The organism is Saccharomonospora amisosensis (genome assembly GCF_011761185.1).
Taxonomy (GTDB): domain Bacteria; phylum Actinomycetota; class Actinomycetes; order Mycobacteriales; family Pseudonocardiaceae; genus Saccharomonospora_A; species Saccharomonospora_A amisosensis.
Genome location: NZ_JAAOYM010000002.1, coordinates 398,133 through 421,438, shown reverse-complemented (window position 1 = coordinate 421,438; position 23,306 = coordinate 398,133). Strand labels below are relative to the sequence as shown.

29 protein-coding genes are annotated in these 23,306 nt (G+C 69.4%); 14 read left to right on the top strand and 15 right to left on the bottom strand.

The window, feature by feature from the left end:
* Positions 1-45 precede the first annotated feature (45 nt).
* Positions 46-777, top strand: a complete 732-nt coding sequence (locus FHU38_RS25215) for an SDR family NAD(P)-dependent oxidoreductase (protein WP_167177087.1) — start codon at positions 46-48, stop codon at positions 775-777.
* Positions 778-808: 31 nt separating this feature from the next.
* Here FHU38_RS25215 and FHU38_RS25210 read toward each other — a convergent pair whose 3' ends face one another.
* Positions 809-1,858, bottom strand: coding sequence for a UDP-N-acetylmuramate dehydrogenase (locus FHU38_RS25210; protein ID WP_167177085.1), 1,050 nt, complete (start codon positions 1,856-1,858; stop codon positions 809-811).
* A gap of 25 nt (positions 1,859-1,883) precedes the next feature.
* Between FHU38_RS25210 and FHU38_RS25205 the strand changes: the two genes are divergently transcribed.
* The 7 genes from FHU38_RS25205 to purU all read left to right on the top strand — a co-directional run bounded on the left by FHU38_RS25205 (position 1,884) and on the right by purU (position 7,037).
* Positions 1,884-2,384, top strand: a complete 501-nt coding sequence (locus FHU38_RS25205; RefSeq protein WP_167177083.1) for a DUF2505 domain-containing protein — start codon at positions 1,884-1,886, stop codon at positions 2,382-2,384.
* Positions 2,363-3,169 carry a class I SAM-dependent methyltransferase gene (locus tag FHU38_RS25200; protein WP_167177081.1) on the top strand — a complete coding sequence of 269 codons (807 nt, stop codon included), beginning with the start codon at positions 2,363-2,365 and terminating at the stop codon, positions 3,167-3,169. The genes FHU38_RS25205 and FHU38_RS25200 overlap by 22 nt, the downstream gene beginning before the upstream one ends.
* A 181-nt stretch (positions 3,170-3,350) precedes the next feature.
* Positions 3,351-4,079, top strand: coding sequence for a GNAT family N-acetyltransferase (locus FHU38_RS25195; protein ID WP_167177079.1), 729 nt, complete (start codon positions 3,351-3,353; stop codon positions 4,077-4,079).
* A gap of 77 nt (positions 4,080-4,156) precedes the next feature.
* Entirely contained in the window at positions 4,157-4,837 is a 681-nt protein-coding gene (locus FHU38_RS25190; protein ID WP_167177077.1) for a lysophospholipid acyltransferase family protein, read from the top strand.
* Positions 4,822-5,601, top strand: a complete 780-nt coding sequence (locus tag FHU38_RS25185; RefSeq protein ID WP_167177075.1) for a DedA family protein — start codon at positions 4,822-4,824, stop codon at positions 5,599-5,601. Before FHU38_RS25190 ends, FHU38_RS25185 begins: the two co-directional genes overlap by 16 nt.
* A complete protein-coding gene (locus FHU38_RS25180) occupies positions 5,486-6,139 on the top strand; it encodes a maleylpyruvate isomerase family mycothiol-dependent enzyme (RefSeq protein WP_313886907.1) in 654 nt (217 codons plus the stop codon). Before FHU38_RS25185 ends, FHU38_RS25180 begins: the two co-directional genes overlap by 116 nt.
* A 22-nt stretch (positions 6,140-6,161) precedes the next feature.
* Positions 6,162-7,037, top strand: coding sequence for a formyltetrahydrofolate deformylase (purU, locus tag FHU38_RS25175; protein ID WP_167177071.1), 876 nt, complete (start codon positions 6,162-6,164; stop codon positions 7,035-7,037).
* A 16-nt stretch (positions 7,038-7,053) separates the two neighbouring features.
* On the opposite strand, the gene FHU38_RS25170 is transcribed toward purU, so the two are convergent.
* From FHU38_RS25170 to FHU38_RS25140, 7 genes are all read right to left on the bottom strand, one after another.
* On the bottom strand, positions 7,054-8,481 hold the full coding sequence (locus tag FHU38_RS25170; protein WP_167177068.1) for an ATP-binding protein: 1,428 nt from the start codon (positions 8,479-8,481) through the stop codon (positions 7,054-7,056).
* Between the two features lie 89 nt (positions 8,482-8,570).
* Positions 8,571-9,575 carry an NADP-dependent oxidoreductase gene (locus FHU38_RS25165; protein ID WP_167177066.1) on the bottom strand — a complete coding sequence of 335 codons (1,005 nt, stop codon included), beginning with the start codon at positions 9,573-9,575 and terminating at the stop codon, positions 8,571-8,573.
* A complete protein-coding gene (locus tag FHU38_RS25160) occupies positions 9,575-10,018 on the bottom strand; it encodes an SRPBCC family protein (protein WP_167177064.1) in 444 nt (147 codons plus the stop codon). The genes FHU38_RS25165 and FHU38_RS25160 overlap by 1 nt, the downstream gene beginning before the upstream one ends.
* A gap of 33 nt (positions 10,019-10,051) precedes the next feature.
* Positions 10,052-10,591, bottom strand: a complete 540-nt coding sequence (locus FHU38_RS25155; protein ID WP_167177062.1) for a YbaK/EbsC family protein — start codon at positions 10,589-10,591, stop codon at positions 10,052-10,054.
* Positions 10,592-10,615: 24 nt separating this feature from the next.
* The gene (locus FHU38_RS25150; RefSeq protein ID WP_167177060.1) at positions 10,616-10,912 is read right to left on the bottom strand and encodes a DUF2516 family protein; all 297 of its coding nucleotides are present in this window, start codon (positions 10,910-10,912) and stop codon (positions 10,616-10,618) included.
* Between the two features lie 83 nt (positions 10,913-10,995).
* A complete protein-coding gene (locus tag FHU38_RS25145) occupies positions 10,996-11,709 on the bottom strand; it encodes a hypothetical protein (protein WP_167177058.1) in 714 nt (237 codons plus the stop codon).
* 5 nt (positions 11,710-11,714) lie between these two features.
* On the bottom strand, positions 11,715-12,098 hold the full coding sequence (locus FHU38_RS25140) for a helix-turn-helix domain-containing protein (protein WP_167177244.1): 384 nt from the start codon (positions 12,096-12,098) through the stop codon (positions 11,715-11,717).
* Between the two features lie 151 nt (positions 12,099-12,249).
* Here FHU38_RS25140 and tgmC point away from each other — a divergent pair, with 151 nt between their 5' ends.
* Positions 12,250-13,413, top strand: a complete 1,164-nt coding sequence (gene tgmC, locus FHU38_RS25135; RefSeq protein WP_167177056.1) for an ATP-grasp peptide maturase system methyltransferase — start codon at positions 12,250-12,252, stop codon at positions 13,411-13,413.
* A 5-nt stretch (positions 13,414-13,418) separates the two neighbouring features.
* On the opposite strand, the gene FHU38_RS25130 is transcribed toward tgmC, so the two are convergent.
* From FHU38_RS25130 to FHU38_RS25120, 3 genes are read right to left on the bottom strand one after another with little or no spacing between them, the layout of a single operon-like run.
* Complete coding sequence (locus FHU38_RS25130) at positions 13,419-14,048, bottom strand: AAA family ATPase (protein ID WP_167177054.1); 630 nt, start codon at positions 14,046-14,048, stop codon at positions 13,419-13,421.
* 5 nt (positions 14,049-14,053) lie between these two features.
* A complete protein-coding gene (locus FHU38_RS25125; protein WP_167177052.1) occupies positions 14,054-14,434 on the bottom strand; it encodes a TFIIB-type zinc ribbon-containing protein in 381 nt (126 codons plus the stop codon).
* 10 nt (positions 14,435-14,444) lie between these two features.
* Positions 14,445-15,356, bottom strand: coding sequence for a LysR family transcriptional regulator (locus FHU38_RS25120; RefSeq protein WP_167177050.1), 912 nt, complete (start codon positions 15,354-15,356; stop codon positions 14,445-14,447).
* A 71-nt stretch (positions 15,357-15,427) separates the two neighbouring features.
* On the opposite strand from FHU38_RS25120, the gene FHU38_RS25115 reads away from it, so the two are divergent.
* The gene (locus FHU38_RS25115; RefSeq protein ID WP_167177048.1) at positions 15,428-16,573 is read left to right on the top strand and encodes a M24 family metallopeptidase; all 1,146 of its coding nucleotides are present in this window, start codon (positions 15,428-15,430) and stop codon (positions 16,571-16,573) included.
* Entirely contained in the window at positions 16,574-17,758 is a 1,185-nt protein-coding gene (locus tag FHU38_RS25110; protein WP_167177046.1) for a mandelate racemase/muconate lactonizing enzyme family protein, read from the top strand. It abuts the gene before it with no gap.
* A gap of 40 nt (positions 17,759-17,798) precedes the next feature.
* Here FHU38_RS25110 and FHU38_RS25105 read toward each other — a convergent pair whose 3' ends face one another.
* A complete protein-coding gene (locus FHU38_RS25105) occupies positions 17,799-18,179 on the bottom strand; it encodes a VOC family protein (RefSeq protein ID WP_167177044.1) in 381 nt (126 codons plus the stop codon).
* Positions 18,180-18,260: 81 nt separating this feature from the next.
* Between FHU38_RS25105 and FHU38_RS25100 the strand changes: the two genes are divergently transcribed.
* Positions 18,261-18,731: a CGNR zinc finger domain-containing protein gene (locus FHU38_RS25100; RefSeq protein ID WP_167177042.1), complete on the top strand. Its 471-nt coding sequence runs from the start codon at positions 18,261-18,263 to the stop codon at positions 18,729-18,731.
* Between the two features lie 45 nt (positions 18,732-18,776).
* Here the strand turns inward: FHU38_RS25100 and FHU38_RS27020 are convergent, their stop codons facing one another.
* The 3 genes from FHU38_RS27020 to FHU38_RS25090 all read right to left on the bottom strand — a co-directional run bounded on the left by FHU38_RS27020 (position 18,777) and on the right by FHU38_RS25090 (position 20,522).
* A complete protein-coding gene (locus tag FHU38_RS27020) occupies positions 18,777-18,929 on the bottom strand; it encodes a hypothetical protein (protein WP_208416936.1) in 153 nt (50 codons plus the stop codon).
* Positions 18,908-19,099, bottom strand: a complete 192-nt coding sequence (locus FHU38_RS27015) for a hypothetical protein (RefSeq protein WP_208416935.1) — start codon at positions 19,097-19,099, stop codon at positions 18,908-18,910. Before FHU38_RS27015 ends, FHU38_RS27020 begins: the two co-directional genes overlap by 22 nt.
* Positions 19,100-19,226: 127 nt before the next feature.
* Complete coding sequence (locus FHU38_RS25090) at positions 19,227-20,522, bottom strand: DUF445 domain-containing protein (protein ID WP_167177040.1); 1,296 nt, start codon at positions 20,520-20,522, stop codon at positions 19,227-19,229.
* Positions 20,523-20,551: 29 nt separating this feature from the next.
* Here FHU38_RS25090 and FHU38_RS25085 point away from each other — a divergent pair, with 29 nt between their 5' ends.
* Positions 20,552-21,754 (top strand): pyridoxal phosphate-dependent aminotransferase, encoded by a 1,203-nt coding sequence (locus FHU38_RS25085; protein ID WP_167177037.1) that lies wholly within the window; start codon positions 20,552-20,554, stop codon positions 21,752-21,754.
* Positions 21,755-21,880: 126 nt separating this feature from the next.
* Positions 21,881-22,978 carry a hypothetical protein gene (locus tag FHU38_RS25080; protein ID WP_167177035.1) on the top strand — a complete coding sequence of 366 codons (1,098 nt, stop codon included), beginning with the start codon at positions 21,881-21,883 and terminating at the stop codon, positions 22,976-22,978.
* Positions 22,979-23,306 lie beyond the last annotated feature (328 nt).

Below are 23,306 nucleotides of genomic sequence, written 5' to 3'. Positions count from 1 at the left end.
TGAACCGCCCGTGAGCGGACTCACCTCATTTGGCAGCATGCAGGCATGAGCATGCGAACCGCAGTCGTAACGGGAGCAAGCGCGGGCATCGGCGAAGCGAGCGCCAGGGCGCTGGCCGCAGCCGGCTTCCACGTCGTGCTCGGCGCACGCCGCCTCGACCGGCTGCGTGCGCTCGCCGAGGAACTGTCCGGCACCGCACATGAACTGGACGTCACGGATGCTGACTCCGTTGCGTCATTCGTCAACCACATCCCAGAATGCCATCTCCTCGTCAACAACGCCGGCGGCGCGAGGGGGCTCGAGCGCGTCGAGGAGGCCGACGAGGAGAACTGGCACTGGATGTGGCAGGCGAACGTGCTCGGCACGCTGCGTGTCACCAAGGCTCTGCTACCGAAGCTGATCGCCTCGGGTGAGGGGCATGTGATCACCGTGACCTCCATCGCCGGGCACGAGGTGTACGACGGCGGCGCGGGCTACACCTCGGCCAAACACGCGCAGGCGGCGCTGCACCAGACCCTGCGTTCGGAGCACCTGGGAGATCCGCTGCGCATGACCGAGATCGTGCCAGGGATGGTCGAGACGGATTTCTCGCTGAACCGTTTCGACGGCGATGCTGAGCGAGCGGCGAAGGTCTACCGGGGCCTGCAACCCCTCACCGCGGCCGACGTGGCCGAGGTCATCGCCTTCGCCGCCACCAGGCCCGCGCACGTCAACCTCGACCGGATCGTGCTACAGCCGAGGGACCAGTACAACGGCAGCCGCATTCTGCGTCGCTAACGGCGCTGACGGCGCTGAAATCCAGGTCGCGCTACAGCTGGCAGTTGATGAGCAGCGGCTCCGGCCGAAGGGTGACGCCGAAGGTGTTGAGCACCCCGTCACGCACCTCGCGAGCGAGGGCCAGCAGGTCGGCCGTGGTCGCCGCGCCGCGGTTGGTCAGCGCGAGCGTGTGCTTCGTCGAAAGCCGAACGCGCCCGCCCGGCCCCGGGTAGCCCTTGCCGAACCCGGCTCGCTCGATCAGCCACGCCGCGGACAGCTTCACGCCGCCGTCGGCGGGATACCTTGGCACGGGCACGTCGGCCCCGACGACCTCGGCGATCCTGGCCAGCACGTCGGTGACCTGGTCGTCGGCGACGACGGGATTGGTGAAGAACGAGCCCGCGCTCCAGGTGTCGTGATCAGCAGGGTCGAGCACCATGCCCTTGCGCGCGCGTAGCGCGAGCACCGCCTCTCGGGCCTCGGCGGCAGGCACCCTGGCGCCGACCTCGGTGCCCAGGGCGGTCGCGAGCTCTGCGTACCGGATCGGGGCGGACAGCCCGTCGGTGTGCAACGAGAAGCGCACCCGGAGCACGATGCCGGAGTCGGTGCCCTTCAGCACGCTCGTGCGGTAGGCGAAGCCGAGGTCGGCGGCGGCGATGGTGCGGATCGCGCCGGATCGGCGATCGTAGAGATCGATGGAGCGCAGCACCTGGCTGATCTCGCAGCCGTAGGCGCCAACGTTCTGGATCGGCGTCGCGCCTGCCGACCCCGGGATGCCGGAGAGACATTCCAGGCCGCCCAGACCTGCCGCGATCGTGGCCGCGACGTAGTCGTCCCAGTTCTGTCCCGCGGCGACGCCGTCGTCGTCCCAGCCGGTGGTGCCGATGCGCACCACCGTGCCCGCGAACCCGGCGTCCGCCACGACGAGGTTCGAGCCACCGCCGAGCAGCAGCACCGACTCGCCCGCCGCGTCGAGTTCGCGCACGAGCGAGACCAGTTCCCCGGTCGTCGACGCGGTGACGAACCGGCGGGCCGGGCCGCCGAGCCGCAGCGTGGTGTGCTCGCGCAGGGCCTCCTGGACGGGCGTTCCGACAGTGCTCACAAGCGGTAACGGTACTGTCCTGCGCATGGCGACCCGTATCGAGCACCGTGCGACGTTCGCGCACAGTGCCGCCGACGTGTATGCCGCCCAGACACAACAGCACGCGCTGCGGGCACGGCTGGACGAGATCGGCGGCAAGGATTCGACGCTGCGCGAGCACACCGCCACGGCCGACGGTGTGTCGTACACGCTGGTACAGGGCATTCCGGCCGAGCAGCTACCGCACCTGGTGCAGAAAATGCACTCCGGTGACCTCGAGGTGCAGCGCGAGCACACCTGGTCGGCGCAGCAGGGCCGCTACGTCGGCACGGTAACCGTTCACGTCAGCGCGATGCCGGGGCACATCACCGCCCGCACCGAACTTTACGACGAGACGTCGGGTAGCGTGCTACACACCAGGGGTGAGGTCAAGGTCCGCATCCCGCTCGTGGGGGGCAAGCTCGAAGGCTTCGTCGCCGACCAGGTGACCGAGCTGCTCGAGCACGAGGCGGAGTTCACGTCGCGGTGGCTCGCGGACCGCGGCTGATCGGCACCCCTACCCGAGGAACCACCAACCCCAACCGGCTACGCAGGGTCGACCGCTGGCTGCTCGCCGATCCGGCGGTGGGCAGGGCGCTGTCCGGCGCGGCCGAGCCGCTGGTGGTCGATCTCGGGTACGGGGCGTCACCTGTGACCACGGTGGAGCTGGCGAGGCGGTTGGCACAGCGGCAGCCGGGGGTTCGGGTTCTCGGCCTGGAGCTGGACGCCGACCGCGTCGCGGCCGCCGCCTCGGTGGCCGACCCGCCGAGGTTGGACTTCCGCAGGGGTGGTTTCGAGTTGGCGGGCACGCACCCGGTGCTGGTGCGGGCGTTCAACGTGCTGCGCCAGTACGCCGAGCGTGATGTCGCACCCTCGTGGGAAGCGATGCTCGGCGGCATCGCGCCGGGAGGCCTGCTGGTGGAGGGAACCAGCGACGAGATCGGCAGGTTGTGCTCGTGGGTCACGCTCAACCACGCAGGCCCGATCAGCCTCACCCTCTCCTGCCGCCTCGACAGCATCGACCGTCCGTCCACTGTGGCACAGCGATTGCCTAAGGCGCTGATCCACCGCAACGTGCCGGGCGAAGCCGTTCACGGCTTCCTCGCGGAGCTGGACGAGTGCTGGGCCGCCGCGGTGCCGTTCGCACCGTTCGGCCGCAGGGCGCGGTGGGTGGAGGCGGTGCGGTTACTCGCCCAGCGTGGCTGGCCGCTGCTGGGCCGCGGCACGCGTTGGCGGCTCGGTGAGCTGACCGTGGCATGGGAAGCGGCCGCCCCGTCCGAACGGAACAGGTAGCCGCCGCACGGGGGTCGGGCCTGCAGGTAAGGGGTGCCCTGAGTTCTCCCTGAGATCGCTGTCAGCCCGTGGTCGACACCGCTCTTACCTGCGAGTCTGCGGTGAGCGGGGTCGTCGGGCCGCCACCCGACGACCCCGCGAAGACACCGGCTCCTCACTGCGAAACGGAAAGAGAGTCACCATGCCCTCACCCGCCACGGTACCCACGCGCGAGTACACGGTTTCGATCGCGCACACCCCTGCACAGGTCGAAGCGGCTCAGCGGTTGCGCCGTGCCGTCTTCGTCGACGAGTTCAACGCCGCGCTACCCGGCGAACTCGACCGCGACGAGTTCGACGACCGCTGCGACCACCTGATCGTCGAGCACGCGGACACGGTGGTGGGCACCTACCGGCTGCTGCCGCCCGGTCGTACTGATCGGCTCTACTCCAGCGGAGAGTTCGACCTCGCCGCGTTGCGCCCGCTGCGCGAATCGCTGATCGAGGCAGGCCGCTCCTGCGTGCACCCCGACCACCGTGGCGGGCAGGTCATCAACCTGATGTGGGGTGCGCTGGCCCGCTACGCGTTGCTCTCCGGCGCGCGCCACCTCGCGGGCTGCGCCTCGGTCTCGCTCGCCGACGGCGGGCAGGCCTGCGCGAACACGTGGCAGCTCGCGCGGCGCCGCCACCTGTCACCGGCGCACCTGCGGGTCGAGCCACACCTGCCGTGGAACGCCACGCCGACGACCGACGAGCGGCCAAGCTACGCACGGGTGCCGCCGCTGCTGCGGGGATACCTGCGGCTCGGCGCTTGGGTCTGCGGGCCACCCGCTCACGACCCGGACTTCGGTGTCGCCGACTTCTTCGTGCTGCTACCGCTCGACCGCATCGACGACCGCTACCTGCGGCACTTCCTCGGGCAGACCCGGTGAACTCATACCGCGCGAGTTCACCCTGCACTCCTCGCTGCGTCACCCACCGGAGAACTCCGGTCAGCACCATGAAAGCCATGAAACGGTGCGCAGCGCTGGGGTCCTCACTCACCGCACGCGGCACACTCGATGCCCGAGCCCTGCGCGTGCTCCGCGCGCTGGAGGTGACCCTCGAGCGCGACACCGATCGGCTCAGCGCAGCCGACGGACGCGGCACACTGGTGGTCGCCAACCACGTCTCCTGGCTCGACATCGTGGGCCTGCTCGCCGTGGAACCGGTAAGCATGCTCGCCAAGCGCGAGGTGGCGAGTTGGCCGTGGCTGGGCAGGCTGGCGCGCGACAGCGGCACGCTGTTCGTTGACAGGTGGGCGCTACGCGCGCTACCCGAGCTGGTCGCGACGATCGCGACGCGGCTACGGCAGGGCCACACCGTCGCCGTGTTTCCCGAGGCCACCACCTGGTGTTCGGCACCGGGCGGGAGGTTTCGGCACGCGGTGTTCCAGGCCGCGCTGGACGCGGAAGCACCGGTGCGTCCCGTCACGTTGGAGTACCTGCAGGACGGCGAGCCGAGCACGGTGGCGGCCTTCGTCGGCGAGGACTCGCTCGCCCGCTCACTGCGTCGGGTCTGCGGAGCGCGGGAGCTGAAGCTGCGGGTGCGCGCGCACCGGTTGCTCGAACCCGAAGGCGATCGTGCGGAGCTCGCGGCACGGGCCCGGCACGCCGTACTCGCCACGGAACCGGCATGCTGGAGCTGCTGAACGAGTTCGCCGCGCTGTTGCGTGGCGCGCTCGACTCACCGTGGCTGTGGTTGCTGATCTTCGCCGTGGCGGGTCTGGACGCGTTGCTGCCGTTCATGCCGAGCGAGAGTTCGGTGATGGCGGTGGCGGTACTGCTCGGACCGGACTTTCCCGCACTCGCCGCGCTTACCGCCGTGGCGGCCTGTGGCGCGCTCGCGGGCGACCTGCTCGGACACGGCGTCGGCAGGCTGGCGGGTCCACGAACGCTGCGCAGGCTGCACCGCAACGAGAAGGGCAGACGCACCTACGAGTGGGCTCGGCGAAAGGTGTATAGGCACGCGACGCTGCTCGTCGTGGCGGGCCGCTACGTACCGGGCGGCAGGGTCGCTTCCGCACTGGCCACGGGCAGCCTGCGCTTCCCGCTCGCCCGCTTCGCCGCGCTCGACGCGGTGGGTGTGACGATCTGGGCGGTGTACGCCGTCGCGGTTGGGTACGCGGGTGCGGCGGGCTTCGCCGACGATCCCGCCAAGGGTCTGCTCGTCGCGTTCGGACTGGGACTGCTGGTGCTCGGCTGCGTGGAGCTGGGGCGAAGGATAGTCTCTCGCCGTGGACTACGGGACCTTCCGACAGGCCGTCGAGAACCACTGCGACGCGCTGCGGGACGCGGCGATCGCGGCCGGTCCCCAGGCTCAGGTACCCACGTGTCCGAACTGGACTGTGCACAAGCTCGTGCGGCACATCGCGAGGGTCCAGTCGTGGGTCGTCGCGGCCACCGAACATCCTGAGGTTTCCGGGGTGCGTGCGGGCGAGGCGCCTCGGGAGTGGGAGCGGTTGCTGGATTGGTGGGAACAGCAGCGGGAGGCGCTGCGCGCGGTGTTCGACCGGGGCCCCGGCGCGCCGACGAGGTTGCCGTTCTCGTCGTACCCGCCGGTGGTCGCGTCCTGGGCGCGGCGGCAGGCCCATGAAGCCGCCATACACCGCGTCGACGCCGAGCTCACGCTGGGCGCCGTCACCGTGACGTTCGACCCGGAGTTCGCCGCCGACGGCATCGACGAGCTGCTCATGTTGCTGGTGCACCGGCGCACCGGCTGGAGCGAGTTCACCGCCGACGGCACGGTGCTGGTGCACGCGGAGGACGCCGGCAGGCTGTGGTCGGTGCGGCTGGCGCCGGGTTCGGCACCACAGCTGGCGGAACAGCCGTTCGAGCCGGACGTGACTATCGAGGGCAGCGCCGACGCGGTCTACCGGGCGGTGTGGCGCAGGCCGAGCGAGGCGAAGGTCACCGGGGACGTGGCGCTGCTGGAGCCGCTGGCGGCGCCGTGACGCCGGGTACGACAATCGGGTTGTGCACGACCGCGAGTACGTCATCACCTTCGGCTGCCCCGACCGCACCGGCATCATCGCCCGCATCGCCTCGTTCCTCGCGGAGGCGGGCGGCTGGATCGTTGAGGCCGCCTACCACACCGACCCGGACACCGGATGGTTCTTCACCCGCCAGGTGGTGAGAGCCGACTCGCTGCCGTTCGACGTCGACGAATTGCGTGCCCGGTTCGCCGGGGTGGCGCGCTCGCTCGGCGCGGAGTCCGACTGGCGGATCGACGACACCGCAGAGCGCCACCGTGTCGTACTGCTGGTGTCAAGGGAGGGGCACTGCCTCTACGACCTGCTCGGCAGGGTCTCCTCCGGCGAGCTGGACGCCGATATCAGGGCGGTGATCGGCAACCACGACGTGCTCGCCGACATCACGAGAGCCCACGGAATCCCGTTCCATCACGTACCGTTCCCCACTGACGCGGAAGACACAGCGGGCGAGGCGGCTGCTTTCGACCGCATCGCCGAACTGGTCGACGAGCACGACCCGCACGCGGTGGTGCTGGCGAGGTTCATGCGAATCCTGCCGCCCGCGTTGTGCGAGGCGTGGGCGGGCAGGGCGATCAACATCCACCACAGCTTCCTGCCGTCGTTCGTCGGTGCCCGGCCGTATCACCAGGCCCACACGCGCGGGGTGAAGCTGGTGGGCGCGACCTGCCACTACGTGACCGCCGACCTGGACGCGGGACCGATCATCGAGCAGGACGTGATCCGTGTCGATCACACCGACTCGGTGACCGACATGGTGCGTAAGGGCCGCGACATCGAGAAGGTGACCCTGGCCCGCGGGCTGCGCTGGCACCTGGAAGGGCGCGTGCTGGTGCACGGAGACCGCACCGTCGTGTTCTGAGGGCCGAGCGAAACGATCAGCGCGGCCACGCGGCGAGCAGGTCGTCCGCTGTGAGAGTGCGCACGCCTTCGGTGGTGGCGCCGCTACGGCTCACGGCGAGCAGCGCGGTGCGCTCGTCGGCGCCGGGTAGCAGCGAGCGATGGAGTACAAGCCGCGACAAGTCGTGTTCGTCGAAGGGACGCCGCTCCAGCCACTTGATCGAGCCCACGAGAGTAATCCGTTTGGCGACGGGTTCCCGGTCCGCACCGACGATGTCGATCTCCGGATCGTTCCTCCGTGTCCAGTACGAGCCGACGACCGCGGTGCCTTCCGGAAGCATTTCGGGCGGAAGGCGGCGAAGCGATTCGCGCACGACCGGCTCCACGGCCCCGCCGCGCCATGTCGTCCACGATCGAAGGACCCGGTCCAGTACGAGGTCACCCCTGCCACGTTCGATCTCGGGCAGATGCGGTCCGACGAAGGCCAACCAGAACCGCAGGTATGGATCCGCTACGCAGTATCGCGTCTCCTTCGACGAGCGTGCCGAGAGCGGCAACTTCGCTTCGACGATTCGCTTGGCCGTGAGCAGCCGCAGGGAACGGTTCAAGGAGGCGTGCGGTATCCCACCGGCGGCCTGCCCGATGAGCGAGAACGTCCGCTGCCCGGAACCGATCGCCATAAGCACGTGCCGAGCTTGCGCCTCCGTCGGAAACTCGGCCGCGAGCGCACGCTCCGCACTCACCAGCAATGCCGATGTCGGATCGGCCAGCGCTTCGGCCAGGTACCGCACAACCGGCGCGCCCGCGGGCCATTCGTCGAGGATCAGAGGCAGCCCACCGGAAACGAGGTACGCGTCGAAGGCTTCCGCGGACGTCTCCAAACCCAACATGTCCGCGACGTCGGCGGGGCTGAGCGATGGCACGACGAGTTCCGAGGCTCGCTGGTGAAACGGCCTGCCGTAATCGTTGAGTGCTTCCATCATCGCCAGGTCCGAACCGATACCCAGCAGGAGCACGGGTCGCCGCGACAACTCGCGATCGAACACTTTTTGCAGCGTCCCCTCGAACCCGGGGTCGTTGCGTATCAGGTAAGGCAGTTCGTCGAACACGACGATGCTGGGTTCGTCGTACGGCACGGCGCTCGCCAACAGCCGCAGGGCCGCGTCCCACGACTTCGGGGTCTGGTCACGGAACAGGTCAGCGTCCGGCAGGTCCGAAGCCACCGCTGCCTCGGCGAAGAGTTCCAGGTCCGCCCCCGCACTCGGTTGCGCCGATGCGGTGTAGAACAAATGCGGTACGCCCGCGTGCTCGACGAACTCCTCAACGAGCCGGGACTTGCCGACCCGCCGACGACCGCGGATGAGCACGGCCCTGCCGGGTCGACCGGCTCTGCCGCCCGCGCGTACCCGGTCCAACATCCGGCCCAAAAGCGCGAGTTCCCGCCCGCGTCCGATGAAACGCGCCATAGTAACTCCAATGATACTTTCATGAATGATAGTATCATCGATGTTAGTAACTCTGTGCCACAGATTTGGCACAGTCAGCGACCGTTACGTCACTCCTGCAGGCGGACCAGCATCTTTCCGGTGTTGGCTCCTTCGAGCAGGTCCAGAAACGCCCTCGGCGCGTTGCGGATACCGTCCACGACGGTCTCGGAGTAGCGCAGCCTTCCGTCGGCGACCATGGGCGCGACCTCGGCGAGGAACCGCGACCGCAGGTGATAGTGATCGCCGACGAGGAATCCGCGCATGGTGAACCGCTTGGCGATGATCTGCGCCAGGTTACGCGGGGCGGCAGGCGGCTCCGTCGCGTTGTAGGCCGAGATCATGCCGCACACCGCGATACGCCCGTGCGGGTTGAGCGAGCCGATGGCCGCTTCCAGGTGCTCACCGCCGACGTTGTCGAAGTACACGTCGACACCGTCGGGCGCGGCGGCCGCGAGTTGTTCGGCCACGGGCGCGTCCCGGTAGTTGAAGGCGGCGTCGAACCCCAGTTCTTCGGTGAGCCAGCGAACCTTCTCCGCCGAACCCGCGCTGCCTATCACGCGGGCGGCGCCGTGCAGCTTCGCGAGCTGGCCCGCCACGGAACCCACCGCCCCGGCCGCGGCCGACACGAATACCGTGTCGCCCTCCTTCAACCCGGCGACGTCGAACAGTCCAGCGTAGGCGGTGAGTCCGGTGAGCCCAAGCACGCCGAGATAGGCCGTCACGGGCGCGGCCTCAACGTCGACCTTGCCTGCGTGCTTACCTGCCACGACGGCGTGCGTGCGCCAGCCAAGGCCGTGCAGCACGACATCGCCGGGGGCGAGCCCGTCGAAGCGAGACTCCACCACCTCGCCGATCGCGCCGCCGTGCATGACCTTGCCGACCTCGTAGGGCTCGGCGTAGGACTTCGCCGAACTCATCCGGCCCCGCATGTACGGGTCAACCGACAACCACGTGTTGCGTACCAGCACCTCACCCGGGCCTGGGCTTGGTACCTCGGTGTCCACGACGTCGAAGTTGGCTTCCGTCGGCATACCGTGTGGCCGCGAAGCGAGCCTGACCTCGGTCGCCGCCATCAGGACTGCCGCGACCGCTGCTCGAGGTTGGCCAACACGCCGTCGTAGATGCGGCGCAGTCCCGAGGGGGCGAAGGTCTTCTCGAAGAAGCCACCGATACCGCCCGCGCCCTGCCAGGACGTCTCGATGCGAACCAAACTGCGGCCGTCACGTTCCCGCACCGTCCAGGTGGTGACCATGCTGGAGTTGGCGTCGGTTTCCACGACGGTGCCCGGCTGTGGCTCACTGATCGTGGCCGCGACGTCCCGTACCCGCTTGGAGGTCGCCTGCAGCTTCCAGCGCGCGACCGTGCCCGCTCCGGAACCGCCCTCGACCACCTGGTAGTCGCGGTAGTGCTCGGTGAGGATCTCCGGTCTCGTCTGGCTGTAGTCGCGGACCAATTCCCGCACCCGGTCCGCGGGAGCGTCGATCGTCCGCTCGGCGGTGGCAGTGACCGTACCCATGGGCTGCTGGGCTCCTCTCGCCTACTTCGCCGGTTACCTTGCCAGGCCCTCGATCACCTCGGCACCCGGAAGCGATGCCAGGAGCGTGCCGGTGACGAGGAGCTTGCTCTTCCGCAGACCGCTGCCGATCACCAACTCCGGCGAGTCGGCGACCGCCTTGTCCACCAGGATCGGCCAGTCGCCTGGCAGCCCGACCGGGGTGATCCCGCCGTATTCCATGCCGGTGAGTTCCACCGCCTCCGCCATCGGCGCGAACGACGCCTTGCGTACGTCCAGCCTGCGCCTGATGACGTTGTTCACGTCGGCGCGGGTGGTGGCCAGTACGAGTGCGGCGGCGTAGCGGGTTTCTCCCGCGCGCTTGCCAGCTACCACGACGCAGTTGGCCGAGGCCGACAGCGGGGATGAGTAGGTGGCGCAGAACTCCGCTGTGTCGGCGAGTTCCGGGTCGATCTCCACGAGACCGACCGGCTCGCCGAGTGTGGCCAGCACCTTGGCGACGGGTTCGGCCACCAGCTCGGTGTGCTCAGTGGCCGGGACCGGCGTGAGGGTTCCTGCGATGTTCCACGTGCTCACAGCGCTACCGTACTCAAGCCGGGATCACCAGCTCTGACCGCCGCGCTGGACTTCGATGAGCTTGGGGCGAACATCGACGATGTAAACCAGTGCGGCGACGATGCCCGCCAGCCAGAAGATCATCCCGATACCGAAGAAGCTGAACAGCAGCATGGCGACCGTCGCCCCGCCGGTGATGGCCAGCCAAACCGGCTTGGTCATCCGGTCGGCGGCGGTGTAGGCGTCCGATCTCTGCATGACGGCGTGCGCGAACGCGACCAGGCCGACGAGCGTACCGGCCCAGTCGATGACCCAGACAATCCATTGCGCGAGGAACGGCACTCATCCACCCTACGTCAGACCGCCGCGGCGGCGGTGGCCCCGGCACCGGGTCGCGGCGCCGGGGCCGGTGAGCCGCCTGCTACTCACTCGCCGCTCTTGCGCGAGCCGCCCTGCGGCTTCCTCGGGGTTGAACTGGTGCGTGCGCCGGTGTCGCGGGCGGCGGCCTTCGTGGTCTTCGCCTGGGTCTTCGCGGGCTTGCGCTGCTGCGCCGCCTTTTGCGGCGCCTTCGCGGGCTCGGCGGGCGCCTCGGCGGCCGGTGCCTGCTCCACTATCCGGTCGGCGACCTTGTCGGCGACGTCCTCGGTCACCGTGCCTGCCCGCTCACCTGCCTGCCTGGTGCGTCCCGCCACCATGGAGACCACCTCGTCCATGCGCTCGCGGGCGTCGGAGGCCACCTCGTCGACCCGCTCCTGGGCGGCCTGCAGTGCCTCCTCCAACTGCTCGATGCTGCGCTTGACCTGCGGCTGCGACACGAACCGCTCCCACGTCTGCTCACCGGACTCCGCGAGCTGGTGGTACAGCTTCAGCGCGGCGTCGGTGTACTCGTCGAGCAGCTTGCGCAGCTCCGTTGGATCGAGGCGCTCGCGAAGGCCCTCCACGTCCGAGGGCAGCTCCTCGATGTTCTTGCGCGCGACCTCGCTGCTCTCGTTCACTCGCGCCCTGGCCTTGGCCACGGCGTCGGCGACGGCCTGACCCGCCAGGTTGCCAGCGCCCAGCGCGGCGAGCATCGACGTCTTGATCTGTTCGAATGCGGTGTTGACGGCCTTTCGGACGTCATCGGGCTTGGTAGTCGCCATCAGGATCACTCCTCGGGTTGGGTGTCGGTGTCGGATGTGCGCGCTGCCCGGTTCTCGCGACGGAAGGACTCGTAGACGTCGAGCAGCACCTGCTTCTGGCGCTCGGAAAGCTCGGTGTCGGCGCGGATGGCGTCGGGCACCGGTCCGCCCGAGGGCAGGTCGAGCAGCCCTGCCTGCACGTAGAGCGCCTCCGCCGAGATGCGCAACCCCTTGGCGATCTGCTGCAGGATCTCCGCGCTTGGTTTGCGCACCCCTCGCTCGATCTGGCTGAGATAGGGGTTCGACACGCCGGCCAGCTTCGACAACTGCCGCAGGGAGATCTTGGCGTTGTTGCGCTGCAGGCGGATGTACTCCCCGATGTCGCGGCCGATGTCGGCCACCTTGTCCATCGGAGTGGTGGATGCGCCGTTGCCCTCCGCGGCCGGTGTTTCCTTCAACTCCTTGCACCTCCTCGCGCATTTCCCACGGTACGCCCGGGTGCTAACTACTGCAAGCACTCAGCTTGCACCTTTCGGATGGCATTGGCACTAGTGTTGGGTGATGGGCTCCGCGGCTCGGCAACGCAGGCGCATGGTCGAGGCGCTGCGCCGCGACGGCGTGCTGACCGACCCTCACTGGATCGAGGCTTTCCGCCAGGTGCCACGGCACGTGTTCGTGCCCCACTACTTCCTGCCCCGAGGCGAGGGCTGGGCCGCCATCGCCTCGGGGGACCCCGGCTGGCTGGCCACCGTCTACTCCGACAGCGTGCTGGTCACCCAACTCGACGGCGAGGACGGCAAGTGGTCGCTCGCGAGGCGGGAAGGGCCGGTGCGAGGCACCCCGACCTGCTCGTCGAGCATGCCGACGATCATGGCGGTGATGCTGCAGGAACTGTGTGTCACGCAGGGCCGGCGCGTGCTGGAGATCGGCACGGGCACCGGCTACAACGCGGCACTGCTGTGCCACCGGCTCGGCGCGGAGCTGGTGTCCACTGTAGACGTCGACTCCGGGTTGCTGCTCTCCGCCCGCGCGGCACTGGCGGCCATCGGCTACCAGCCCGACTGCGTACTCGGCGACGGGGAGCTGGGCCACCCCGAGGGCGCGCCGTACGACCGCGTGCTGGCCACGTGCTCGGTCTCGCACATTCCCACCGCCTGGCTGGAGCAGACCGTGGCGGGTGGACTGGTGCTGACGACGTTGAACCGGCCGATCGGCGCGGGTCTCGTGCTGCTCGCCGCGGGGGAAGGCCCCAGCGGCCACGGAACGGTGCTCGCGCAGGACGGCAGGTTCATGCCGATGCGCGCACACCGGGAAGCGGAGGCGGCCGAGGTACTGGCTCGCGGTGGTGAAGCCGACACGCGCCGGACCACGGAACTGTCGCTCGGCACCGTGCTCGACCCGGCGAGCCCGTTCGAGTTCTTCGTCAGTCTGGAGATCCCCGGACTGCTGGTGACGATCGGCAGGGACAGCGAAGGAACAGGCACCACAGCCACCGACACCACCTACCTGGTGCACGCCGACGGCTCCTGGGCAGGCTACCGAACGGCCGGTGACGAGCGCGTCGTCGAGCAGGGCGGGCAGCGCAGGCTGTGGGACCTTGTCGAGCGCGCCTACCAGCGGTGGCTGGCGCTGGGCGAGCCCGCGCGGCACGACTTCGCCGTCACGGTGACGCCGCAGCGGCAGTTCTTCTCACTCGGCGAACACGCCTGGCCGCTTGGCGAGTGACACGCTCAGTCCGTCGCGAGCACCTGCTCCACCCAGGCCACGACCTTCTCCACCGTCTCCTCCAGCGCGGTTCGCGTGGTGTCGAGCAATTCCACCGGCGGGAAGAGCCCGGCGGCCTGCTGCCGCAGCCAGTCGTTGAACCGCAGCATCTCGGCGATACGTTCCTCGTCCCAGCCTCGCCAGCGGGGTCGCGCCCGCAGCCGCCGCGCCAGCACGTCTGGCTCCGCCGCCAGCGCCAGGTAGTGGATACCGGAGAACAGCACCCGCTCCGGCAGCGGCTCGAACTCCGGCGGCACCACCGTCCCGCACAGCACCACCGGCCTGCCGCTCTGGTGGATCATCGCCGCCATCCGCAACCACGTGGCGCGGAAAGTGGGATGGCCGTCCACGTCGTCGCGCAGGCCGCCGGTCCACAGCACGTCCTGTTCCAGCACGACTACCCGGTCACTCAACCGCTCGGCCAGCAGGGGACCGACGGTGGACTTGCCTGCCCCACTCGGGCCGGTGAGCGCGAGCAACGGCAGCCGCCGGAACGGCCAGCTGTGCCCACACTCGGCGCACACCAGTAGCCCCTGCCGCACCGTCGGTGCTTCGGCCCGGTCACCGCAGGAGGGGCAGATCGTCGGATCGAGCAACGCGGTCAGTCGAACAGGTTCTCTAGGAAGCTGCGCTTACGGCGGTGGCCGTAGCCGTGCCCGTAGGGCTTCGGCGAGTCGCCGTAGCCGCCCCGATACGGCTTGGGCGAGTCCTTGTAGTAGCCGCCACCCCGGTACGGCGCCGGTGAGTCGCGATACCCGCCGTGATGCATGGGTGGTGGCGGGGCGACGGGCGGCTGCGGCCCGCCCGCGGGGCGGTACGGCGGCGGCGCGGCGGGGGCACCGTAGTAGGCGTTCTCCGCGTTGACGACCTGCTCGAGCTCACCGTGGTCGAGGAAGATGCCACGGCAGCCTTCGCACTGTTCGATGTGGATGCCGGACTTGTTGACGGTCTTCATCACGTTCTGGCACTTGGGACAGATCACGACGGACAGCCTACGCAGTTTCCGGTAGCTCGTCGGCCACCCGGTGCAGCGCCGCCAGCATGGCGGCGATCGCGGGATTGCGACCGCTGCCCGCCCTGATCGCCGCGCCGACCGTGCGGCTGAGCGACGGTTGGGCGACCTCCCACAGCCGCACGTCGGCGGACATCGACTCGAAGGCGAGGCGGGGCACCAGCGACACCCCGAGCCCGGCCTCGACCAGCGCGAAGATCACGGTGTAGTCGGAGCTGGTGAAATCCAGCCTGGGGACGAAACCCGCCAGCCCGCAGGCTCTGCGCAGCATCTCGTGCAGGTCGTCGTCACGGTCGGCGGCGATCCAGGGCTGGTCGGCCAGCTCGGCCAGCGCCAGCGTCCCCTCCCCCGACCGCAGCCCGGCGGGGAGTGCGGCCAGCAGCGGTTCGTCGAGCAATCGGTGGATCTCCACCCCGGCCTCCCTGACCCGGGGCAGCAGGCTGTAGCCGTAGACCAGCGCCAGGTCCACGTGCCCACCCTGCAACGCGGTGATCGCATCGGGCAGTTGCGCCTCGGTGAGTCGGATGCGCAGGTCGGGGTGGCGAGCGCGGCACCGCGCTATCGCACCGGGAACGAGCACCCGCGCGGCCGTGGGGAACGCGGCCACGCGCAGCACACCACTCACGGTGGAGGTCAGCGCCGCTACCTCGGCCCGCGCGCGTTCCAGCTCGGCGAGGATCTCCTCGGTGTGCTCGACGAGCACCCTGGCGGCCTCCGTGAGGGTAAGCGTGCGGCCCTCCCGCAGCAGCAACGCCGTACCGGCCTCCCGCTCGAGCAGCGAGAGCTGCTGAGAGACCGCGGACGGGCTCAGCGAGCAGACCCGCGCGGTCGCGGCGATGGTCCCGTGCCGCGCGAGTTCCCTGAGCAGCCGCAGCCTGCGGACCTCAAGCATTCGGAAATTCTAACGCTGACCGTCAAATATCATCGCTTGTTCTTACGGCTTGGCGACCACATCCTGGCGCTGTGACCGCCGAACTGCTGCCCGCGCGCCCGCCCGTGGCGAACCAGGAACACTCCCGACGGCTGGCCTCGCTGCGGGAGCGAATGCGGCTGCTGCGACTCGACGCCGTCGCCGTCGCCAGCCCGGAGGCCATCTACTACCTGACCGGACTCGATCACCACGGCTACTTCGCGTTCACGCTCCTCGTCGTACCGCTGCGTGGCGATCTCGCCCTGGTGACAAGGGAGATGGAACGCTCGACGGTGCGAGCGCAGGTTCCGCACTGCGAGCACGTGCCGTTCGGCGACGGAACCGACCCGGCCACCGCCGCCGCACTCGCCATCGGGGGTACGGCTGCCCCACACGGCCGGGTCGGCACCGAGGACGCGGCGATGTTCTTCCCACCCGCGATCCACAGCCGTATCAGGGAAGCGCTGCCCGACCGCGAATGGCTGGACGCGACACCACTGCTCAGCGAGGCCATGGCGGTCAAGTCGACCACCGAGGTGGAGCACATGCGCTTCGCCGCCGCCCTCTCCGACGCCGCGATGGCCGCGGGGATCGCCACGGCGGGCACCGGCGTCGGCGAGCACGAGGTGGCCGCCACGGTCCAGCACACCATGGTCTCCGGTGGCGGACAGCAGCCGGGGTTCGTGCCCATGATCCGCCCGCTGCGGCTGCTCGACCAGGAACACGTGTCCTGGGCGCAGCGGCAGCTGGAACCAGGCAGCGGGCTGTTCATCGAGCTTTCCGGGTGCCACCTTCGCTACCACGCGCCGTTGAGCAGGACCGTCTACATCGGCAGGCTTCCCGATGGTGCGGCGAGAGCGCACGCCGTGGCGCTCGCGGGGTGGCACGCGGCGCTCGCCGCCCTGCGGCCGGGCGTGCTCACCGGCGAGGTGTACGCCGCCTGGCAGCGGGCCACGGGTGCGCCGACACCGAGGCACCACTGCGGCTACCTCGTCGGGATCGGCTTCCCGCCCAGCTGGGTGGGCGGTGGCGAGGTGCTCGGCATCCGCCCGGGTGGGCGGGTGCGGGTGGCACCGGGCATGACCTTCCACCTGATGTCGTGGCTGCCGGGGCACGTCATGTCGGACACCGTGCTGGTCACTCAGGACGGCGCCGAACCGCTCACCAACACACCGCGCGAGCTGAAGGTGGTGAACTGAATGCGGATCAAACAACTCGCGGCGACGCCGGTGGCCGTGCCCTACGTGCACGACGAGATATGGGCTTTCGGCAGGCGACGCGGTCAGGTGAGCGTGCTGCTGGAGGTGGAGACCGACGAGGGAGTCACCGGGCTCGGCGAGGCGGCCGGCTACCCGTCCGCCGACATCGTGCTGGCGGTGCTGCGCTCCATCGAACCGCTGGTGCTCGGTGAGGACCCGTTCGCGATCGAGCGCCTGATGCGCAGGATCGAACTCGTCGGCACCTGGCACCACGTGAAGGCGACAAGCCCGGCGATCGCCGCCGTGGAGATGGCGTGCTGGGACATCGTCGGCAAGGTCTGCGGTCAGCCGCTGGTCAACCTGCTCGGGGGCCGGTTCCGGGAACGGGTGGAGTGCTTCTACTACGTGGCGCGTTCCGATCCCGCCGAGGTCGCGCGAGAGGCCAGGCGAGCGAGTGAGTCCGGCTTCTCGACGTGCTACCTGAAGGTCGGCTCCGACGAGCCGAACACCGACATCGAGCGGGTCGAGGCACTGCGCGACGGGGCTGGCCCCTCGGCCAGGTTGCGCGTCGACGCCAACGAGGCGTGGGCACCGGGGACCGCGGTTCGGATGATTCGCGAGCTGGCTCGGTTCGACCTCGAACTGGTGGAGCAGCCGGTGTCGGGCCGCAACCTCGAGGAACTTGCCTACGTCCGGACTCGGGTGGACGTGCCACTGCTGGCCAACGAGGCGAGCTGGACCCGGCACGAGCAGCTCGCGGTACTCAAGGCAGGGGCGGCCGACGTGCTGTCTGTGGACAACCAGATGGACGGCGGGTTGCTGAACCTGAAGCGTTCGGCGGGCATGTGCGAGGCCGCGGGCCTACCGGTGGTCAAGCACAGTCTCGGCGAGCTTGGCGTTGCCCTGGCCGCCGCCGTGCACGCCATCGCGGCCACGCCCAACTTCACCTACGCCAACCAGGCCTACGGCGCGCTGCTGTCCGACGACGTCACCGAAGGCTTCGGCGGCGGGGTGGCGGGCTATACCGATGGCCACCTCGATGTCCCGGCCGAACCGGGACTCGGCGTAGCGCTGGACCCCGACCGCGTCGCACGCTACGCCGAGCTGTACCGCACCGAGGGTGCCGGGTTCTCCTTCGGCGACCCCGACGCCATGCTGCGCTCACCAGCGCTGCCGAAGTTCTGAAAGCCGGTGCCGCCCGGTCCGGGGACCGGGCGGCACCGGATCAACAGGCGCAGAGGCAGAACGGGTGGCCCGCGGGGTCGGCGTACACCCGAAACGACGTCGGCTTGTCGTCGAGCAGCCTTGCCCCCAGCGCGAGCACCCGCTCGTGTTCGGCCTCGATGTCGGACACCTCGAAGTCGAGGTGCAGCATCTGCGCGCGCTCCGGTGAGGGCCAGGTCGGCGGCCGGAACTCCGGGTCTCGCTGGAACGCGATGTCGGCGCCCGACCCGGGGTTGACCAGCGTTACCCAGTCGTCATCCGGCTTGTCGTCCTCGTGCGGCTGCCAGCCGAGCAGCTCGCCGTAGAACCTGGCCAGTTCCCACGGTTGCGGGCAGTCGATCGCCACGCAACCCCACTTGATCGATGTCTTCGCTGCGGTCACAGCCACCTCCCAGTAACTATCAAAACGAGTATGACGGTTACAGCGGCAGGTGACAACAACAATTCGCACTAGACTGGTTAGGTGGACGCGGACACCTCACTCGTGCTCGCCTTCCTCAACACCTTGGATGTCGAGGCGAACACCGACGTGCTGCGTGCACAGCGGGACTGGCAGGAGTGGGCGGGCGAACGCCAACTCGCCGCCGACCCGCTCGACGAGGCGGCCAGGGCCCGCGACTCGTTGCGGGCCGCGGTGGGCGATCCGGACGTGGAGGCGCATCCGACGCGGGCCAAGGTCGAGGTCACGCTTACCCCCGACGGTCCAGCCATGGTGCCGGGCAGTGCCGTCGCGGCGGTGCTGGCCGCCGCCGCGCGACTGGCCGTACTGGGCGAGTGGGACCGGATCAAGATCTGCCCGGCCGACGACTGCCGGTGGGCCTTCTACGACCGCTCCCGCAACCGATCCAGAACCTGGTGCTCGATGAAGGTCTGCGGCAACCGGGAGAAGGCGAGGGCTTTTCGGGAGCGCACAGCCACAAAGCCCACCACTTGACCCTGTGGATAACTCGGTGGATAACCGCGCCAACTGTGGATAACCTCACCCAGTTGGGTGGCCCGCGTCACGACCGCGGGGAGCACTCCTGGCGAGTTCGGGAATCGCCGCGATCTTCTCCTCGGACAGGTGGTCCCACAGGATGCCGGTACTTCGCTTCGGCCGCGCCGTCTTGATCACCTCGTCCGGGGTGGCCACGAGATCCACCTGGCCGCCGCCCTGCGTGGCGATACGTCCGGTGAAGCGGGATCGAGCAGCACGAACGGCTGCTCCCCCGCCAGTTTCGGCCCCGCGAGGTAGAGCGGCTTGCCACCCGCCAGCGCCCGCGAGCGCACCGGAAGTTGCGGGCTGTCCGGATTGGCCTTCACACCACCCGAGCCGACCGCCACTGCGCAAGCGCGGCCAGCCTCGCCGCCGCTTCCTCCGCGCCCACGAAGTTGGCGATGCGTTCCCAGATCCCACACCCGTTGCCCAACAGCAACTCAGAACAGCAACTCAGAACAGCAACTGTGCCACCGTGTAGATCACCAGCCCGGCGAGCGAGCCGACGACGGTGCCGTTGATCCGGATGAACTGCAGGTCCCGCCCCACCTGCAACTCGACCTTGCGAGACGTCTCCTCGGCATCCCAGCGCTCGACGGTGTCGGTGATGATGGTGGTGATCTCACGCGAGTAGTTGTTCACCACGTGCGCCGCGGCGCCCTCGACCCAGCCGTCGACCTTCTTCGCCAGTGAGGCGTCGGAAAGCAACTTCCGGCCCAGCGACTCCAGCCCGTCGCGCACGCGTCTGCGCAGCTCGCTCGAGGGGTCCTCGGCCGCGGTCAGCAACATCTCCTTGGCCGTGGACCACGCGGAGTCGATCAGCCTGCGTACCTCCGGGTGTTCCACGAGTTGTTGCTTGACCTGCTCGGCCCTGGCCATGGTGTCGGGGTCCTTCTGCAGATCCTGCGCGAACTCTCCGAGGAACCGGTCCAGCGCCAGCCGCATCGGGTGATTGACGTCGGTCTTCACCGCCCACGCGAACGCGAGTACCTCGCCGTAGACCTTGTCGGCCAGCATCGCGTCGACGAACCTGGGTGACCAGGACGGCGCGCGTTCGGACACCACCCTCAGTACGGTCTCGTGGTTGTCCCGCACCCACTCGTACACCCGGTCCACCACGAGATCCACCAGCCGGTAGTGCGCACCGTCGGCGAACACTTGTTCAAGAAGCTTGCCAAGCGGCGGACCCCACTGTCGTTCCACCACTCTGCGCACGACCGCCTGCTCCATCACCTCCTGCACGTCCTCGTCGCGCAGCACGGTCACGGCACCGCGAACCACCGACGCCAGTTCGGCCGTTACGCGGTCGGCGTTCTCCCGCCGCGAAAGCCACTCGCCCGCTCGGCGCGAGGTCTCCACCCTGCGCAGCTTGTCCCGCACCACCGGCTCGGAGAGGAAGTTGGACCCGACGAAGTCGCCGAGACTGTCACCGAGGACGTTCTTCTTGTTGGGGATGATCGCCGTGTGCGGGATCTTGATGCCGAGCGGATGGCGGAACAGCGCGGTGACGGCGAACCAGTCGGCGAGCGCACCCACCATGCCTGCCTCGGCCGCCGCTCGCACGTACCCGACCCACGCGGGCCAGCCCGCCGACTGCGCCCAGCTCGCGAGCAGGAAGATCACGGTCGCGCCAAGCAGGAAGCCCAGCGCGACCAGCTTCATTCTGCGAAGGCCACGCCGCTTGCTCTGCTCGCCCGCGAGCACACCCGGTGGCGACACGGGAACGGCGGCGGACGTCGGTTGCTCCACACCGACATTGTCCGTGAGGATGGGCGATCGTGCGTGAACCTGTACTCGTTCCCCGGCTGCGGCCGTTCACCTCGACCATCTTCGCGGAGATGACCGCACTGGCCGTGCGCACCGACGCGATCAACCTCGGCCAGGGCTTTCCGGACACCGACGGTCCCGCCGGGATGCTGGAAGCGGCGCGGGAAGCGCTGTTCGGCGGCGCCAACCAGTACCCACCCGGCCCTGGCCGACCGGAACTGCGCGCCGCCATCGCGCGGCACAGAGCCCGCTACGGCACGCACTACGACCCCGACAGCGAGATCCTGGTCACGGCTGGCGCCACCGAGGCCATCGCGGCCAGCCTGCTGGCGCTGACGCAGCCGGGCGACGAGGTACTCGTCATCGAGCCGTACTACGACTCCTACGCGGCCTCGGTCGCCATGGCAGGCGCGGAGCGAAAGGTCGTGCCGCTGGTCTCCGATGGCGGCCGGTTCGCGCTCGACACCGAGGCGTTGCGGGCCGCCGTGACGGACAGGACGAGGGCGATCCTGGTGAACTCGCCCCACAACCCCACGGGCACCGTGTTCACCCGCGACGAGTTGGCCGCCATCGCGCGGGTGTGTGTCGACAACGACCTCATCGCCATCACCGACGAGGTTTACGAGCACCTGGTGTTCGACGGCGGTGAACACATCCCGCTCGCGACGCTGCCCGGCATGGCTTCGCGCACCGTGTCGATCTCCAGCGCGGGCAAGTCGTTCAACTGCACCGGCTGGAAGATCGGCTGGGTTTGCGCGACACCGGAACTGGTCGCGGCGGTGAAGGCGGCCAAGCAGTTCTTGACCTTCGTCTCCGGTGGCCCGCTGCAGCCCGCGGTCGCCTACGCGCTGGAGCACGAGCTGGACTGGGTCGAGCGACTGCGGCTTTCCCTGCAGCACAAGCGGGATCGACTGTCCGAGGGATTGCGGGCGGCCGGGTTCGACGTATGGCCGAGCGCGGGAACGTACTTCGTGTGCGCCGACGTTCGGCCGCTTGGATTCCGCGATGCCGCCGAACTCGCGTGGCGGCTGCCGGAGACCATAGGCGTCGCCGCCGTCCCGGTGAGTGTCTTCACCGACAACTCCGAACCGTGGAAACACGTGCTGCGCTTCGCGTTCTGCAAACGCGATGACGTGCTGGAAGAGGCGATCAGCCGGCTGCACAAACTGATCTCGATTGCGACTTCCGGGGTGGATCGACCATCGACTGGGTGAAACACTTCGCGGCAATGCTAGAAATAGCAGTCTCCGGGGTAGTCGTGGCCCGGTCTGTCGGCCGCGAGGCCGGTGGGCCGTTGTAATTCCAGCAAGCGTGCAAGGAACGCTCGAACGGTGGTGGTGATGGTGAGGAGTGCGGACCCCGCACGCCCTTGCCTGTTGCCCGCTGCCGTCGTGCGCGTGCTGGTAACGGCAGGCCTGGCGCTGGTGGGGTGGCTACTGGTCGCCGTGCTGGGTGCGGCCGCGAACGCGGAGCCGCTTTCCGAGCCGGCCGACGGGCAGGCCAAGGCCGCCGTCGAGCGCGACGCCTCCGAGCCGGACGCTTCCGACCCCGCCACGGACGACTGCGGGGACCGGGAGGCAGGCGAACCGGCGGAACCCGCCCAACCAGCTGAGCCAGCGGAACCCGCTGACCAGGGCGAACCGGCGGAACCCGCCGAGCAGGCGGAGCAGCCCGAGCCGGGCGGCAGGGCGATGGTGTGCGAGGACGGTGCCACGTCGGCGGAGCGGGCCGAGCAGGTGCGCACCGACGCCGGGCCCACCGACACCGAAGCCAACGGTGACGGGCAAGCCGCCACAGCGGAGCCCGGACCGTGGCCCGCGGCCGAACAACCGCCCGGCCGCGACGGCGTTCTGCTCGGCACGTTGCGCGGTGCGGCGGGAACGGTGAGCCGCACCGTAGACGGCGTGGGCGGCACGCTCGGGGGCGTGATCAACCCGATCCTGGACCTTCCCTCGATGCTGCCGGAGCCCGACCTCGGCTCGGTGCTCCCGGGGCTACTGCCCGCACCGCGACCCGGCACTGGCACCGGACCGGACGTAGCCGTTCCGGCCGCGCCCGGGCTTCTCGCACCACCGCCAGCAGCGCCGCCCGAGGCCGCCCCCGACCCCGGCGACACCCCGCTCTCCTACCCGCTCACCGAAACGATGCAGGCCACGGTGGCCCCGGCCCCGCCCGCCGCCGAGCCGGTCACCGAGACCAGCGCCGATAACCGTCCGCCAGGCGGCGGTGGGCCTCCGCCCGTGGCTCCGGTCTCGATCAGCACCGTGCCCAGCCAGCTCGCCTCCTCATCCGACGGGGGCAACGGTCCGCGTGCCGAGCACGGCATGCTGAGCTGGGCGCCCACACTCACGCAGTTGCGCCTGCTCGGCGTCAGCCGTGACGGCGACGCAGGCAGCACGGGCAGGGAAGCCGCCCTGCCCACCACCTCTCCCGACTGACCGCCACGGCGTAAGCCGGGAGAGCTGCGTCCAAATCAAGATCAACTTTCTGCCGGACCCTGTCCACGTCCGGCTCGCGGCGAACCCGACGCCCGCGACGGCACCAAACCGTCGAACGCGACAAGTTTCCACGAGTCACCAAGAGGTAGTCCCCGTGCATTCGTTACTTCCCGCTCGGCCGACCGCGCCCGGCCGTGACGGGGCCTGGCCCCGGTACCGCACTGCCCCAGCGGTACCGGGGCCCCACCCGGGCGCGCGCATGGCACTTCCGCTCACCGCGCCGAGCAGGAAGGCCATCCCGATGCGCGCCTGAGCCGGTGGGCCTTCC

What these genes read in the sequence shown, in the direction of transcription:
- FHU38_RS25110 (WP_167177046.1), top strand. Translation starts at nt 16,574, where the DNA reads ATGCGGATCAAACAACTCGCGGCGACGCCGGTGGCCGTGCCCTACGTG.
- FHU38_RS25205 (WP_167177083.1), top strand. Translation starts at nt 1,884, where the DNA reads ATGGCGACCCGTATCGAGCACCGTGCGACGTTCGCGCACAGTGCCGCC.
- FHU38_RS25190 (WP_167177077.1), top strand. Translation starts at nt 4,157, where the DNA reads ATGAAACGGTGCGCAGCGCTGGGGTCCTCACTCACCGCACGCGGCACA.
- FHU38_RS25120 (WP_167177050.1), bottom strand. Translation starts at nt 15,356, where the DNA reads ATGCTTGAGGTCCGCAGGCTGCGGCTGCTCAGGGAACTCGCGCGGCAC.
- FHU38_RS25165 (WP_167177066.1), bottom strand. Translation starts at nt 9,575, where the DNA reads ATGGCGGCGACCGAGGTCAGGCTCGCTTCGCGGCCACACGGTATGCCG.
- FHU38_RS25160 (WP_167177064.1), bottom strand. Translation starts at nt 10,018, where the DNA reads ATGGGTACGGTCACTGCCACCGCCGAGCGGACGATCGACGCTCCCGCG.
- FHU38_RS25185 (WP_167177075.1), top strand. Translation starts at nt 4,822, where the DNA reads ATGCTGGAGCTGCTGAACGAGTTCGCCGCGCTGTTGCGTGGCGCGCTC.
- FHU38_RS25170 (WP_167177068.1), bottom strand. Translation starts at nt 8,481, where the DNA reads ATGGCGCGTTTCATCGGACGCGGGCGGGAACTCGCGCTTTTGGGCCGG.
- tgmC (WP_167177056.1), top strand. Translation starts at nt 12,250, where the DNA reads ATGGGCTCCGCGGCTCGGCAACGCAGGCGCATGGTCGAGGCGCTGCGC.
- FHU38_RS25080 (WP_167177035.1), top strand. Translation starts at nt 21,881, where the DNA reads ATGGTGAGGAGTGCGGACCCCGCACGCCCTTGCCTGTTGCCCGCTGCC.
- FHU38_RS25145 (WP_167177058.1), bottom strand. Translation starts at nt 11,709, where the DNA reads ATGGCGACTACCAAGCCCGATGACGTCCGAAAGGCCGTCAACACCGCA.
- FHU38_RS25140 (WP_167177244.1), bottom strand. Translation starts at nt 12,098, where the DNA reads ATGGACAAGGTGGCCGACATCGGCCGCGACATCGGGGAGTACATCCGC.
- FHU38_RS25195 (WP_167177079.1), top strand. Translation starts at nt 3,351, where the DNA reads ATGCCCTCACCCGCCACGGTACCCACGCGCGAGTACACGGTTTCGATC.
- FHU38_RS25215 (WP_167177087.1), top strand. Translation starts at nt 46, where the DNA reads ATGAGCATGCGAACCGCAGTCGTAACGGGAGCAAGCGCGGGCATCGGC.